General features: G+C 44.7%; 13 protein-coding genes. 5 read left to right on the forward strand and 8 right to left on the reverse strand.

Annotated features, from left to right (window positions below):
• Positions 1-61: 61 nt before the first annotated feature.
• The 4 genes from ald to RAM70_RS15950 all read left to right on the forward strand — a co-directional run bounded on the left by ald (position 62) and on the right by RAM70_RS15950 (position 3,681).
• Entirely contained in the window at positions 62-1,147 is a 1,086-nt protein-coding gene (ald, locus tag RAM70_RS15935; RefSeq protein WP_288002706.1) for an alanine dehydrogenase, read from the forward strand.
• Positions 1,148-1,308: 161 nt separating this feature from the next.
• On the forward strand, positions 1,309-2,325 hold the full coding sequence (gene dcm / locus RAM70_RS15940) for a DNA (cytosine-5-)-methyltransferase (protein WP_045357462.1): 1,017 nt from the start codon (positions 1,309-1,311) through the stop codon (positions 2,323-2,325).
• A gap of 12 nt (positions 2,326-2,337) precedes the next feature.
• Positions 2,338-3,180, forward strand: a complete 843-nt coding sequence (locus RAM70_RS15945) for a BsaWI family type II restriction enzyme (RefSeq protein ID WP_045357464.1) — start codon at positions 2,338-2,340, stop codon at positions 3,178-3,180.
• A 174-nt stretch (positions 3,181-3,354) separates the two neighbouring features.
• Complete coding sequence (locus tag RAM70_RS15950) at positions 3,355-3,681, forward strand: HNH endonuclease (protein WP_274518322.1); 327 nt, start codon at positions 3,355-3,357, stop codon at positions 3,679-3,681.
• Between the two features lie 125 nt (positions 3,682-3,806).
• Here RAM70_RS15950 and RAM70_RS15955 read toward each other — a convergent pair whose 3' ends face one another.
• The 5 genes from RAM70_RS15955 to RAM70_RS15975 all read right to left on the reverse strand — a co-directional run bounded on the left by RAM70_RS15955 (position 3,807) and on the right by RAM70_RS15975 (position 10,664).
• Positions 3,807-4,145, reverse strand: a complete 339-nt coding sequence (locus RAM70_RS15955) for a XisI protein (RefSeq protein ID WP_012268251.1) — start codon at positions 4,143-4,145, stop codon at positions 3,807-3,809.
• Positions 4,130-4,549, reverse strand: a complete 420-nt coding sequence (locus tag RAM70_RS15960) for an element excision factor XisH family protein (protein ID WP_045357470.1) — start codon at positions 4,547-4,549, stop codon at positions 4,130-4,132. The genes RAM70_RS15955 and RAM70_RS15960 overlap by 16 nt, the downstream gene beginning before the upstream one ends.
• Before the next feature lie 102 nt (positions 4,550-4,651).
• The gene (locus tag RAM70_RS15965) at positions 4,652-8,041 is read right to left on the reverse strand and encodes an ELWxxDGT repeat protein (RefSeq protein WP_312674595.1); all 3,390 of its coding nucleotides are present in this window, start codon (positions 8,039-8,041) and stop codon (positions 4,652-4,654) included.
• 153 nt (positions 8,042-8,194) lie between these two features.
• Positions 8,195-9,463, reverse strand: a complete 1,269-nt coding sequence (locus RAM70_RS15970) for an IS701 family transposase (RefSeq protein ID WP_312674597.1) — start codon at positions 9,461-9,463, stop codon at positions 8,195-8,197.
• A gap of 85 nt (positions 9,464-9,548) precedes the next feature.
• Positions 9,549-10,664, reverse strand: a complete 1,116-nt coding sequence (locus RAM70_RS15975) for a TIGR03032 family protein (RefSeq protein WP_045357495.1) — start codon at positions 10,662-10,664, stop codon at positions 9,549-9,551.
• Between the two features lie 365 nt (positions 10,665-11,029).
• Between RAM70_RS15975 and chrA the strand changes: the two genes are divergently transcribed.
• Positions 11,030-12,187, forward strand: coding sequence for a chromate efflux transporter (gene chrA / locus RAM70_RS15980; RefSeq protein WP_312674599.1), 1,158 nt, complete (start codon positions 11,030-11,032; stop codon positions 12,185-12,187).
• A 276-nt stretch (positions 12,188-12,463) separates the two neighbouring features.
• Here chrA and hisG read toward each other — a convergent pair whose 3' ends face one another.
• The 3 genes from hisG to deoC form a co-directional block, all read right to left on the reverse strand.
• Positions 12,464-13,111, reverse strand: coding sequence for an ATP phosphoribosyltransferase (hisG, locus tag RAM70_RS15985; protein ID WP_046661518.1), 648 nt, complete (start codon positions 13,109-13,111; stop codon positions 12,464-12,466).
• 206 nt (positions 13,112-13,317) lie between these two features.
• The gene (locus RAM70_RS15990; protein ID WP_045357501.1) at positions 13,318-14,094 is read right to left on the reverse strand and encodes an HAD family hydrolase; all 777 of its coding nucleotides are present in this window, start codon (positions 14,092-14,094) and stop codon (positions 13,318-13,320) included.
• Between the two features lie 220 nt (positions 14,095-14,314).
• Positions 14,315-14,992: a deoxyribose-phosphate aldolase gene (deoC, locus tag RAM70_RS15995; protein ID WP_002797255.1), complete on the reverse strand. Its 678-nt coding sequence runs from the start codon at positions 14,990-14,992 to the stop codon at positions 14,315-14,317.
• Positions 14,993-15,087: the final 95 nt, after the last annotated feature.

A 15,087-nucleotide genomic window follows, 5' to 3' on the forward strand; every position in this document is an offset into this window, starting at 1 on the left:
AGAAGATACCTGCCAAGAATAAAGAAAAATGGTATTAGAAATAGTCCCCCAGAAGCAAACCATGGAAATAGGTGTCCCCAAAGAGATTAAAGATCAGGAGTTTCGCGTCGGTTTGAGTCCTAGTAGTGTGCGTGTACTCAATGATCGCGGTCATAGGGTATTTGTGGAAACGGCCGCCGGGTTGGGCGCCGGATTCAGCGATGAGGATTACCAAAAAGCCGGGGGCAAAATTGTGGAAAAAGCGGCCCAAGTTTGGGATAAACCGCTAATTGTTAAGGTAAAAGAGCCGCTTAAGGCAGAATACGGCTTTTTAAACAAGGAAGCTCTCCTATTCACCTATTTACACCTAGCGGCCGAGCGCTATTTAACGGAAGCATTAATCGAGTCGGGAACAACTGCGATCGCTTATGAAACGGTCGAGCTTGCCGATGGTCGCTTGCCTCTCTTAACTCCCATGAGTGTTATTGCCGGTCGTCTTTCGGTGCAATTTGGGGCCCGCTATCTGGAAAAACAACAGGGAGGTAGGGGAGTTTTACTGGGGGGTTTCCCCGGGGTGAGTCCTGGACAAGTGGTTATCCTTGGCGGTGGTGTGGTGGGTACGGAAGCGGCCAGAATTGCCATCGGTATGGGGGCAAAAGTAACTATTTTAGATATTAACGTCGAGCGCTTGGCCTATTTAGAAACTTTATTCGGTTCGCGGGTAGAATTGCTTTATAGTAGCCCGGCACAATTAGAAAATGTGGTTCCTAAGGCCGATTTATTGATTGGAGCGGTGTTAGTCTTAGGAAAACGAGCGCCAACTCTAGTTTCTCGCTCTTTAGTCGCCAAAATGAACCCTGGTTCCGTAATTGTCGATGTGGCAGTGGACCAAGGGGGCTGCGTGGAAACTCTGCGGGCCACTTCCCACAGTCAACCGACTTACCTGGAGTCGGGAGTAGTACATTATGGAGTGCCTAATATGCCTGGAGCAGTACCCTGGACGGCAACCCAAGCTTTAAATAATAGTACCCTACCCTACGTTATTAAATTAGCCGACCATGGGTTAAAAGCCTTGGATCAAGATGTTTCCCTCGCTAAGGGGTTAAATGTCGCCAATCATCGGTTAATTCATCCAGCAGTGCGCGAAGTTTTTCCCGATTTGATTTGAATGTCAAAAAGGTGCGACTGAATTATTTTGGGCTGCTAGGAAAATCAGTCGTATCTATCTTAACAATTAAAACAGGATTAAGGTGGTTAATTCACTTGTACTTTAGCTATCTTGTTGGTTATAATCAGGGAATATCATCCCTAGGAAAATATTAAGGTAAAATGGTCAAATTTATCGATTTATTTGCCGGCATTGGAGGCTTTAGAATAGCTTTTGAAAATCTGGGTTGTCAGTGTGTTTTTTCATCGGAGTGGAATAAATTTTCTCAAAAAACCTATGAAGCTAATTTTAACGATAGTCCCGAAGGAGATATTACTTTAATTCCCGCTTTAACAATACCAGATCATGATATATTGACGGCTGGGTTTCCCTGTCAGCCTTTTAGCATAGCTGGAGTAACTAAACACAATGCGTTAGGTACTCGCCATGGATTTGATCATCCCACTCAAGGAACACTTTTTTTCGAGGTTGTCAGAATTATTCGAGAAAAAAGACCGAAAGCATTCATTTTAGAAAATGTCAAAAATTTACAGAGTCATGACAAGGGTAAAACATTTGAAGTGATTAAAAATACCCTATCAGAGGATTTAAATTATCATATTTATTATCAGGTCATAGATGCTCGTTCTCTTGTTCCCCAGAACAGAAAAAGAATTTTTATTGTTGGGTTTGAGAAACCTAGCCGATTTATGTTTCCAGAAATACCAGATATTCATCCTAAAATTAAAGATATTCTTGAAGGGGAAGTTGATAGTAAATATACTTTAACAGATCATCTCTGGGATTACTTACAGAAGTATGCTGATAAACATAAAGAAAAAGGGAATGGTTTCGGTTATGGATTGGTTAATTTAGAGGGTATTGCCAGAACTTTGAGTGCTAGATATTATAAAGATGGTTCCGAAATTTTGATCCCTCAACAGGGAAAAAATCCCCGTCGTCTAACACCAAGAGAATGTGCAAGATTGATGGGATTTCCTGAAAAATTCATTATTCCTGTATCTGATAATCAAGCTTATAAACAGTTTGGTAATGCGGTTGTACCTCCTGTAGTAGAGGCAATAGGAAGGGAGATATTGCTAAGTCTGAATAATCCTATTTTAGATCAGAAAAATTTGCTTGATTCATCTCGCAAAAATCCAATGATCAAACAATTAGAACTTGCCCTAGTTTTTTAGTCCTAAAGATTTATGAGTGATATCTATAGTTTTAATGCTCAGGAAAATGAATTAATCGAGACAATTAAGAATGCTTATTATATGCAACCGGTGATCTCGAAAATAGACGCTATTTTAGCAATTCAAGATGTAGAGATATATCAAAATGCTTTCAATTATCTCTATGAAGTTATTCAAGGCTCAAAAGATGAAGTAGAAAAAATTATTAAACAAAGAAAGCTTCAGGGATTGATAAAAGATGAAAAACAAACTGCCAAAGCTGTGGTAGGAAACATATTTCCCTATGCGGTTATCTATATTTTTCTCAAAAATAAGGAAATTAATAATATTGATCAACATATTTATATAACTAATAAAAAATCTGCTGTTCGAGGATTTGAAAATATATCCACTATTAAATTGGGTGATGGAGAACAACAAAAACCAGATTGTGATTTGATCATTTATTCTTACCATACTTCTGCAAAGATAAGTGATGGTAATAATCAAGAAATACCCTATCCTAAATGTATAATTTTATCCTTAAAAACTTCTTTGCGAGAAAGAGCATCGCAAACCTATAAATGGAAACTTTTGTTAGAAATAGCTAATGATCATGGCTCTAAAATTAAGGAAAAATACGGCATTAACTATAATGTTCCAGAAATTCCTCTTATCTGTTTTGTTACAGTTAATTTTTACAACGAAATTAACAATCCTCAGCAACGAGGAATGTTAAAATTTTTTGATAAAGCATTTTTGGCCAAAAAACTAGATAATGAAAAAGAGACAGATTTAAACAGACAAAAATCCCAAGATTTTATTAGTCCTTTATCAGAATTAGTAGATTTTGTTAGGGACTTTTTTAAACTGTAAAGTCAGGAAAAATTACAGGTTATTTTAGGAGTTATCAACGAGCAGCAAGAGGATTTTACTAGACTTGATTTTTCGGAAAAGATCAAAACAGAAACTGAGGCAATCAGAAAAGTTAGAATCGGACAAAACTTTTTTAGAAAGACAATTTTAGCCCTATATAACTATCGTTGCTGTATTACAGGAAATCCCATTCCTCTCTTACTAACAGCTAGTCATATATTACCCTGGAGTCAATTTCCTGAACAGCGTTTAAACCCTCATAATGGCTTGTGCCTAGCTCGTACTCATGATACTGCTTTCGATCGAGGTTTAATTAGTTTCGATGAGGATTTAAGATTAATTATTGGCCATGAGATCGAAAAAAAGGCTCAGGATCAAGGTAGCGAGACGTTAGAACTAAATTTTATCAACTATCGCGGTAAAACTTTAAATGTTCCCGCTCGCTTTTCACCAGATTTGGATTTTAAAAACTATCATCGCTATCATATATTTCAGGGCTAAAAATAGTATAAGGTCAATTAAATTATCAATTGAATTACTTTGTTTATAATTGAGTTTGTCTAAACCACTTTTGCAATTTCAGCTTGTGTATAAAGTTTTATGTACAGATTCAACATTTCTGGTCACTAAGCCACAGCAAATCCCGTATATTTGCGTACTTTAGGATAACGAAAGCCGAGTACTATATCTTCTTTGGGAATACCTGCCTCCATCAAATCAGTAGCTATACCTTCCTCCGTTTCATCACATTGAATCCAGACTTTATCGACAACCAAGCTAAGGTGAATTGGTGTTGCATGGAGATACTTATTACCACTCCAACCGAAATCTAAAACTAGATAATGTCCTCGTTCATCATCAAATATAACCTGAGAAGTGTAGCCATCAGGTAAGGTAGCACGATAGTTAGCATGATTCTGGAGAACAGTCTTAATAATACCTTGATATTTTAATCGGGTATCCATTGCATGATTACCTCACTTTCATCATCAAAGACAATTAGTTTCACAATCTGGTTCTTTAGCAATACCTGCCCTAATTCTATACTAAAAACACTGTTAAAAGTTGGCTGAGATATGGCCAGATAAAGAACTCGCTCAACCTTCATCTCGTTAAGGATTTGACGATACAAGACGTACTGCCCTAAAGCTTGCTGTAAATCCTTTACGTCAGACTGTCCTACAAAGCTTTTCACTTCAACGACAATTTTCCGCAATTCTTTCTCCGCACTGATTAAGCGTTCTGCTCCCAAATCAGCGGATAAACGCTTCTTGCCAATTTGAAGTGGAAAAGGATCGTGAGTGATTGCCCACCCGTCCTTCTCTAAAGCAAGTTTTACAGTGTCGTGGTAAATATCTCTTGCAGACACAAAAATTCAGACGATAAATACTCTCATCACCAGTATAGCCAATTTTTCTGTTCTAAACAGAGAAAAATATTAAAAGGGGAGAATTAATCCCCCCCCATTAATTTAGACAAAGAAACTATTGACCGCAATAGTGCCGAGCGCCGGGAAAGTACCCGTTAACCCAGTCAGATTAATCACCAAATCATTAGCACTTTGGAAACCCGCCGTACCGTCGTTGATAATTAGGTAAGTAGAAGAACTATTGTCCCGCACTAAAACAGCACTGTTAATTCCGAGAGCTTGATTTCCGGCTGTTGCCCCATTAGCATCGGTAAAGACGTTAGTAACAATGGTGTTAATATTGGTCGTGGTGCTATCTGCGGCCCGGGTAAAAGCGACCGGGGCATTAATGGCCGCACCAGCTTGACTAAGCAGGTCAATTTTATCAGTACCAATGGCAAAATCCGTAACTCGGTCTAGGGCTGTCGAGGTGGACTGACTAAATTGGAAGATGAAGATGTCTGTCCCCACCCCACCGGTTAAAGTATCGATTCCAGCAGCACCATTGAGGCTATTATTGCCACTATTCCCTGTAATCTGGTTATTTAAGCCATTACCCGTGCCATTAAAATTACCAGTACCAGTGAGAAGGAGATTTTCCACGTTGTCAGGAAGGGTATAGGAAATGGAAGCTTGCACGGTATCGGTTCCCTGGTTGAGAGCTTCAATGACCAAATCCCCGGCATCATTTACCGTATAAGTATCGTTACCATCTAATCCAGTCAGGGCATCTGCTCCAGAGGTTCCCGCAAGGGTGTCCGGACCAGAAATACCGATAAAGTCATCATTATTGATAGTTCCCGTAGCAGTAGCGGTGGTAATAGTAGCGCCGTTGGTGGCATTGGAGAGGGTGACAGTAAAGGTTTCGTTCAGTTCTACCGTTGTATCTCCCTGAACGTTAACAGTAATTACTTTTGAGGTTTCCCCCGCTGCAAAACTCACGGTTCCTGATGGTAACACTCCTCCGACAAAATCAGTGGCATTGGCGGGATTGGTTCCGCTGCCGGTAACTGCCCAGTTGACGTTATTGCTTCCGGTGGTGTTATCCGCACGAGTGACGGTGAAGGTGAAGGCTTTACTGCCACTGTTGCCCTCGGTTTGGTTGGCATTGGTGGCGGCAATGGCGAGGGTGGGGATTGCGGGGGTACTCACGGCCCATAACTCCCGACCGTTCACGCCGTCATCGGCAGTGAAGTACAGGGTGCTGCCCACTACTCTCAGGTTTTGGGGGTTGGAGCTAGAGGCACCGGGGCGGATATCTTTGACCAGAACCGTACCGGCCGCCGTGCCGTCGCTCTTCCACAATTCCTCACCGTTCACGCCGTCATCGGCAGTGAAGTACAGGGTGCTGCCCACTACTCTCAGGTTTTGGGGGTTGGAGCTAGAGGCACCGGGGCGGATATCTTTGACCAGAACCGTACCGGCCGCCGTGCCGTCGCTTTTCCACAATTCATAACCGTTCACGCCGTCATCGGCAGTGAAGTACAGGGTGTTGCCCACCGCCGTCAGATTGCGGAGGTTGGAGCTAGAGGCACCGGGGCGGATATCTTTGACCAGAACCGTACCGGCCGCCGTGCCGTCGCTTTTCCACAATTCATAACCGTTCACGCCGTCATTGGCCCGGAAGAAGAGGGTGTTGCCCGCTGCCGTTAGATAGCGGGGGTAGGAGCCCCCCGAACCGGGGCGGATATCTTTGACCAGAACCGTACCGGCCGCCGTGCCGTCGCTCTTCCACAGTTCAGTGCCGTTAACGCCGTCCAAGGACCGGAAGAACAGGGTGTTGCCCACTGCCGTTAGATAGCGGGGGTAGGAGCCCCCCGAACCGGGGCGGATATCTTTGACCAGAACCGTACCGGCCGCCGTGCCGTCGCTCTTCCATAATTCCTGACCGTTCACGCCGTCCAAGGACCGGAAGAACAGGGTGTTGCCCACTGCCGTCAGAAAGCCGGGGTCGGAGCCCCCCGAACCGGGGCGGATATCTTTGACCAGAACCGTACCGGCCGCCGTGCCGTCGCTCTTCCATAATTCCTGACCGTTAAAGCCGTCCAAGGACCGGAAGAACAGGGTGTTGCCCACCGCCGTTAGATAGTAGGGGCTGGAGCCCCCCGAACCGAGGCGGATGTCTTTGACCAAAACCGTACCCGCCGCCGTGCCGTCGCTCTTCCATAATTCCTGACCGTTCACGCCGTCCAAGGACCGGAAGAACAGGGTGTTGCCCACTGCCGTCAGAAAGCCGGGGTCGGAGCCCCCCGAACCGAGGCGGATGTCTTTGACCAAAACCGTACCCGCCGCCGTGCCGTCGCTCTTCCACAGTTCAGTGCCGTTAACGCCGTCATTGGCCCGAAAGAACAGGGTGTTGCCCACCACCGTTAGATAGCCGGGGGAGGAACCAGATAAACCGGGGAAGATATCTTTAACTAAAAAAGGAACGGAGTCGTCGTCAACAATAGTCACGGTTGCCGTAGATGGAGTGCCGAGAGTAGCGCCGTTGGTGGGATTAGAGAGGGTGACAGTAAAGGTTTCGTTCAGTTCTACCGTTGTATCTCCCTGGACGTTAACGGTAATTACTTTTGAGGTTTCCCCCGCCGCAAAACTCACTACCCCACTGGGTAACACGGACCCGACAAAATCAGTGGCATTGGCGGGATTGGTTCCGCTGCCGGTAACTGCCCAGTTGACGTTATTGCTTCCGGTGGTATTAACCGCACGAGTGACGGTGAAGGTGAAGGCTTTACTGCCACTGTTGCCCTCGGTTTGGTTGGCACTGGTGGCGGCAATGGCGAGGGTGGGAATTGCTACATCATCATTTTGAATAGTTCCCGTAGCAGTAGCGGTGGTAATAGTAGCGCCGTTGGTGGGATTAGAGAGGGTGACAGTAAAGGTTTCGTTCAGTTCTACCGTTGTATCTCCCTGGACGTTAACGGTAATTACTTTTGAGGTTTCCCCCGCCGCAAAACTCACTACCCCACTGGGTAACACGGACCCGACAAAATCAGTGGCATTGGCGGGATTGGTTCCGCTGCCGGTAACTGCCCAGTTGACGTTATTGCTTCCGGTGGTATTAACCGCACGAGTGACGGTGAAGGTGAAGGCTTTACTGCCACTGTTGCCCTCGGTTTGGTTGGCACTGGTGGCGGCAATGGCGAGGGTGGGAATTGCGAGCGTACTCACATTTAAGGCCCACAATTCATCATTGTTCACGCCGTCATTGGCCCGGAAGTACAGGGTGCTGTCCACCACCGTCAGATTGCGGGGGTAGGAGCCAGAGGCGCCGAAGCGGATGTCGGCCACCAGAACCCTACCGGCCGCCGTGCCGTCGCTTTTCCATAATTCAAGACCGTTCACGCCGTCAAAGGCATTGAAGAACAGGGTATTGCCCACCGCCGTTAGATTTTGGGGGAAGGAGCTATAGAAACCGGGGAAGATATCCTTAACTAAAAAAGGAGTTGACATGATTTTTTCCTCAATAAAGGGTGAAAATTAAACAGTTAAGTAGTCGTGCAAAATAAATTTCCTAGTGAAGAAAGGCACTCATGCAAGAGGCAAGAGGCAAGGGGGGGGTTAGATTTGTGTAATTAATTTTGCTTAGTGGGACTTAAACAAATTTCAAGCCCAAACAAAGCCTAAACTGGCTTTGTAAGCGGCAAACACATCCCGATTCTCGGTCAGCCACTCAAAGAAACGGAAAGACATCGCTGTCCGAAAAGCTTCCAAGGCTTCCACAAAAGTGTTTAAAGGTCGATTCGCCCACCGCCTTTGCAATCCCCCAGTTAACTTATGCCACAAGATAAATGTATAGGCACAAAACCCCAAGATAAAATGACGAAGTAAGCTTCGTTTATCCCTGACTTGATATTCTCTTAACCCTAACCATCCTTTGGCTTCTCGGTAGAATACTTCCACCCAATTTCTTTCGGTGTAAGTCCTCACTATCCACGACGCTGTTACTGTATCTGCCTCAACTACATTGGTCATGAAATAGTCCACCTCTGTAGCTTTTTCAATTGAACTTGCCTTGATGACGATAGCAAAGTTCCTTTCTCCTTCTCGGCTAGATATTTTCGCACTGAATACTGCTACCCAAACCGTTTTTTCTCGCTCTAGCTGAATAGTTATTTTCTCAAAATCCCCTTCTGATAAGCTTTTTGCTAGTTGCTCAAGCTGGATTGTTTCTTCCACACCCCCTTCTTTTTCAATAATTACTTTTCGATTTTTGGCTACTCCTCCTAAGTATTTTAGCTTTCTTTCTTCCAGGGCTTTTAGAAAACTCGTGTTATTGCCATAACCAGCATCTATTAACCCGATTTTCGGTCGATAGCCTCTGGTTAAGCTCCGGTCAATTAAATCTATCGCTATCTCTGGTTTCTTCTTAAATTCTTTGTCTTCTTTCCCCTCGGCTAAGGAACTAGCCGGTTGATAAATTTCAATGTCTAGGGGGACACTTTTTTTGCCGTCGTAGAGATGAGTAGTGACGGCGACTATTCCGTTGTCTGTCTTGCCAATTTCTCCCGAGTACTGCCTCCCAACTCCGGCGGTCAGATTGCCACTTTTTCGATGTCCTGAGTCATCGACAATCAGCGTAAATCCTCGGGGGATTTGCGTCTGGCGGCATTGGTTCATCACTTGCAAGCGACATTCATTTACCTGACGGTCTGACCAGGGCGATTCGGTCAAAAAGTGATGTAATCGGTTATAAACTACTCCGACGGCATTATTGGCCATTTGAGTCAGGTTTTTCCTCTCACTTTCCCCTAATAATCCTCCTAAATATTGTCTGAAGCCGTTTTTTTGCGCTTCGTTTTTGAAGCAATTGTCAAACCGCCGACACCATCGGTCAAAGCACGGGGGCATCGCGGCTGGGGTTGTCTCTTTCATCGCTGATTTTTCAACGTAAAGTGCTTATTCTGTAACGATTATACTCGATTAAACCTTTGTTGAGCGTTTAAGTCCCATTAGGTACTTAAGCTGGCAAAGAAGGCACCATCCACACCGATTGAGTGCCGTCGAGGTCGGTATCTGGTCCAATTAGCGCTGGGTTGCGGTAGCCCGGGAGGACGGAGACGGCGAAAACCTCCTCCACGCCGCTATTAAACCAAAAAGTTGCCACCAGTTGACCGGTAGCTAGATTGATAATAGCCAACCCGCACCGCAATTGATTGCGTCGCTCATCCAGGGGTAAACCGCCAAAAATTGCCGTTTCCCGAATTTGGGACAACCCGACAAAGGCGTGACCTTCCCAACAGTCCAAACCCCGGGTAAAACCGGGCAATTCCGCCACGATTTCCGTGCTGCCAGTTTGGGGATGCCAACGGTTCAAGGTTCCATAACCGGAATTGAGGAAATAGAGATTACCCTGGTAAAGACGGGGAGAATGGGGCATGGCTAAACCCCGGAGAATCACCTCTCCCCTCGGCACATCAATTAAGCATCCCCCTTGAGCTTTATTCTCTCGCCAGAGGCTTTCCTCGTTGGTTTCCCCCAATGCCGTCACATATACGGGAGTGCCGCTATTTTCAGCCATAGCCAAGCCATTGAGGTGACATCGGTCTCCGGGGACTAACTCGGTAATAAAAGGCGGTTTCCACTGGGGGAGAAAACTCCAATTTCCTTCGATGGTTGCCAGACAGTTAAATAAGGTATTGACCACCCAAAGGCGATTACTGCCAAAGGCCAAATCATGACCCATAATCGGGCCGGTGAGGTGAGAGGAACGAGCTAAAAAAGCGATATCCTGTTCTCCTTCTGGTTTAATCTGGGGGGCAATCTCTCGATTAGCGGGTAAATGCCAAATTGCCTGACGAGCGCCCACAGCAATTCCGGTAGCAGTTCGGGTTAAACCCATCGCTTGGTCAAAATGGGCGAAACTCACCCGCATTTGTCCTTGATAAGTGCCAATGCTGGCCACTCTTCCCGCTTGGTAGGTGGAAATCAACACCGACAAGTCAAGCTGGTTGAGTAATTCCGGCAGATTGAGGCTGTACTCATAATTGACCGGCACCGCTTGGCGCTGAGTTGGACTCGCTGCTGGCTCTTGAGTATCTGAAAACTGGTTAGTCTTGGGCGGCAAGCTGTCCATAGAGTTTTTTTGGCTATAGATTAGAGTCGATGGTGATAATTGATTATTGTTTATGATTTGTTGACTAAGGGGTTCTAATTAATCCCCCCTTGCCCCCCTTGCCCCCCTTAATAAGGGGGGTGGTGATGGGTTTCAGTTGGTATTAATGGGGTTCATTATAAACAAACTAATCAATATTACTTGTAAAGTTTTCTTAACTTTTTTTGTATCAAATTTACTTGAACGGGAGCATTAAATACTTATGATTGAGTTTGTGTAAAACACTTTTGCAATTATGGAATTGACCAGATCTAGCCAAGAATTTAGCTTAAGCTTATTCTTTTGGATATAAACTTGATTCTGGAAAAACTATTGGTAATCAGAAAATGCTGACTTCATCGCCTCCCAATCTCTCGCAACTTGCCCTTTTATTTCTCAAAATCGGCATTATCGGTTTTGGTGGTCCGGCTGCCCATATCGCTTTAATGGAGGAAGAAGTGGTTAAGCGTCGCGGTTGGATGACTAAGGAGCGATTTCTCGATTTGGTGGGGGCCACTAATCTGATTCCTGGTCCTAATTCCACGGAAATGGCTATTCATATCGGTTATATTTTTGGTGGTTTAGCGGGTTTAATAATCACGGGGGTTTGTTTTATTACTCCTGCGGTGTTAATTACGGGTTTTCTAGCTTGGATTTATACTACCTACGGGACTTTACCCGATGTGGCCCCGATTTTTGCCGGCATTAAACCGGTAGTAATTGCGGTGATTTTTCAGGCACTCTGGCGCTTAGGCAAAAAGGCACTGAAAACCCGTCAATTACTCTTCATCGGATTGGGAGTTATCGGATTATTAATTTTAGGTTTAAATGAAATTATCGCTTTACTGTTAGGCGGAATTATCGGGATGTTTATCCTAAAAAAATTCGCTACTTTTCCCCTGATTGTGGCAGGAATAGGCGGTGCGACGGCGGTTGCTACTCCTAGCAATATCCCACCGACATTAACAGGATTAGGGCTATTTTTCCTCAAGGTGGGTAGTGTTTTATTTGGTAGTGGTTATGTGTTAGTTGCCTTTTTAGAGGGGGATTTAGTGCAGGGGAGAGGATGGTTAACCCAGCAACAATTATTAGATGCTATTGCTGTGGGTCAATTTACCCCCGGTCCAGTGTTATCTACAGCCACTTTTATCGGTTATCAAATATTAGGAGTATCGGGGGCAATTGTGGCAACTCTAGCGATTTTTTTTCCTTCTTTTATCTTTGTTTTATTACTTAATCCTCTTATTCCTAAATTGAGAGAATCGGCTTGGGCAGGGGCTTTTTTAGACGCGATTAATGCTAGTGCCGTGGCTTTAATGGTGGCAGTAATTTTTAATTTATCCCTGGCTACTTGGTTACAACCCTACGGTAATTTACCTTTTAATTTATTGGCTATCATTCTATCTCTTATCTCCGCTATTCTTTTACTACGTTTTCAGGTTAATTCTACTTGGTTAATTCTTGCTGGTGCGCTTATTGGTTTGCTATTGAAACAATTAGGTTAGGGGGAAATAAGTAAATGGTTATAATTAAATAGATTTTGCCTTTGCTCCCCCCTTGATCCCTAGGGTTGATTCAAGGTAGGGTTGATTTAAGGTAGGGTTGATTCAAGGTAGGGTTGATTTAAAGTAGGGTTGATTTAAAGTAGGGTTGATTTAAAGTAGGGTTGATTTAAAGTAGGGTTGATTTAAAGTAGGGTTGATTTAAGGTAGGGTTGATTCAAGGTAGGGTTGATTCAAGGTAGGGTTGATTCATGAATCAACCCTACCCTTGATCCCCCCTTAATAAGGGGGGTGCTGATTTGTTAAACTGAGCTTTTCTACCCAGTTATAAATCTGATCGCGATTTAGTCGATAGCTGAGGGGATGGGCGATTAATCGAGCGCTACTAGCAAATAATTCGGCAATTTCTACTAAACCATTTTCGCGTAAAGTTCGACCGGTGGAAACTAGGTCAACTATCGCTTCTGACATCCCCGTAATCGGGCCTAATTCTACGGAACCGTAGAGAGGTATAATCTCGACCGGAATATCTAAACGACGAAAATAATCCTTAGCACAATTGACAAATTTTGAGGCGACTTTACCGTGATGGGGAATATCTAAGGGACTTTGATAGGGACTATCAGCAGGGACAGCTACCGACATCCGACAGTAACCAAATTTTAAGTCAATTAAATTAGCCACATCGGGAGATTTTTCCAATAAAACATCATAACCGGCGATGCCTAATTGTGCCTGACCGTATTCTACATAAACGGGGACATCTGTGGCTCTGACTAATAAGGCTTTCGCTTGGTTAGTGGGGTCGGTAATCTGTAATTGGCGATTTTTTGAGTCAAGAAAGGCACTAAAATCTAAGCCAATTTTCTGAAATATTTGGATACTTTCGTTTAGTAAAGCACCCTTCGGTAAGGCAATTGTTAGCATAGAGGGAATTATGAATTATGAATTATGAATTATGAATTGGGTAGTGGGGAAATTGAACTAAAACCCCAAAACGCCAAAACCCCAACACCTAAAACCTGTCTCGGAGTCTCCCGACAGCTAAAATCATAACTGATAACTATCCATCTTTTTAGGTAGGAGAATTGCCAGATTCTTGCTGTTGCATGAGTGCCTGTTGCCTCTTGCCTTCAGAAGCTGATAACCGAGATGGCAGTAAGTTCTCTAATGACCACATCAGCTAATTGTAAATCTTGATGGGTTTCCGGTTGCCAACTAATTGCGATCGCCGCCGCTGATTTTGCCTGTTTAGCCATTTCCCAATCGGCCCTAGTGTCCCCCACCATCAGGGTTTTGTCCACTGCGGTCCCCAAAGCTTGACAGGTTTCTTGCAATAATAGGGGATCGGGTTTACTTAAACCTCGATCGCATCCCCGGGCAATTTTAATATAATTTAATAGGTGATTTTCCTTGACAAATTGCTCAACTCGTGCTGTGGTATCGGAGGAAAGAATCGCCAATTGTAAACCGGCCGCGTGCAGATAACGAATTACTTCTAAACATTGGGGATAGAGGGGATTGAAGCGGGGGGGAACCTTTTCATCGGCCGCTTGAAAGGCTACTTTTGCGATCGCCATTGCCGTTAACCAATCCCGACCGGTGGAAGCAATACAACCGGCAGCGGCGATATGATTATCTCTGCGGCTGCCCACTGCCATTAAACCAGCAGGATTGAGACTATTTGCCCCAATACCGAAAGTTTTAGTTAATAAAGACTCTAAACCAGGGATTTGCGATTCAATGGCTTGTATCCGGGCTATAGCTCGATCGTACCAGAAAGCTCGCGAATCCTCTAGCGTACCGTCCTTATCAAAAACAATCCCTTGAATATCTCTAAATTCTCGATTACCACAGCGAATTATCGGCAAATAAACCTCCTTATTTTTACCTATATTGTCAGTCATCATTTTAGCTTTCAGGATTAAGGAGACAGGATTCAGGAGACAGGAGATTATTTCTATTTATTCTCCCCATCCCCCCACTTCCCTACTTCCCACTTCCCTACTTCCCACACCCTACACCCCACACCCCACACCCCACACCCTACACCCTACACCCTACACCCCACACCCCACTTCCCCACACCCCACACCCCACTTTCCTATACCTTTTAAACAGGATTTAGTATTACTCCTCAAAAGCGGCTTTTTGCTGACGGACTAAATCGACACCGCGGGAAGTTCCCAGACGGGTGGCCCCGGCCCGGATAAGAGCGATCGCTTGTTCTAGGGTGCGAATTCCGCCGGATGCTTTAATTCCTACCCGGCCTTTGCTAATTTCCTTGAGAAACTTCACATCGCTAACCGTTGCACCTCCAAACCAGCCGGTACTGGTTTTTAGATAACTAACTCCTGCATCCATGCAAATTTCCGCCGCTAAACGTTTCTCGGTGTCCGTCAGTTGCGAGGTTTCCAGAATCGCTTTCACCGTCTGGCCGGTTTCCTGACAAATACTAGCAATTTCTTGGAATAATTGCTCAGATTTCCCATCTTTTAGCCAACCGAGATTAATAACCACATCTAACTCCTTGGCACCATTATCTACGGCTTCTAAAGCCTCATAACGTTTAACTGCGGAGGTAGTGGCCCCTGCGGGAAAACCAATCACGGTAGAAACTAAAGTTTTTTTGCCGTGGAGTAACTGCACCGCTTGCTTAACGGCAGCGGGATAAACGCAGACGGTGGGAAAACGATATTGTTCGGCCTGTTGACAGTAAGCCTCTAATTGTTCACTGGTGGCGGTGGGGATGAGGAGAGAATGGTCGATATATTGTGCTAAATCTAGATCAGAATCGGTGATAGCCATTATCTACGCCTCAATATAGTCAATCGATCGCTATTTTCTCATTTTATGGAAGTCACACAGCAAAGTCATCTCTCGCTAACCTAGAAATTCCGAGA

The organism is Microcystis wesenbergii NRERC-220, assembly GCF_032027425.1.
Classification (GTDB): Bacteria; Cyanobacteriota; Cyanobacteriia; order Cyanobacteriales; family Microcystaceae; genus Microcystis; species Microcystis wesenbergii_A.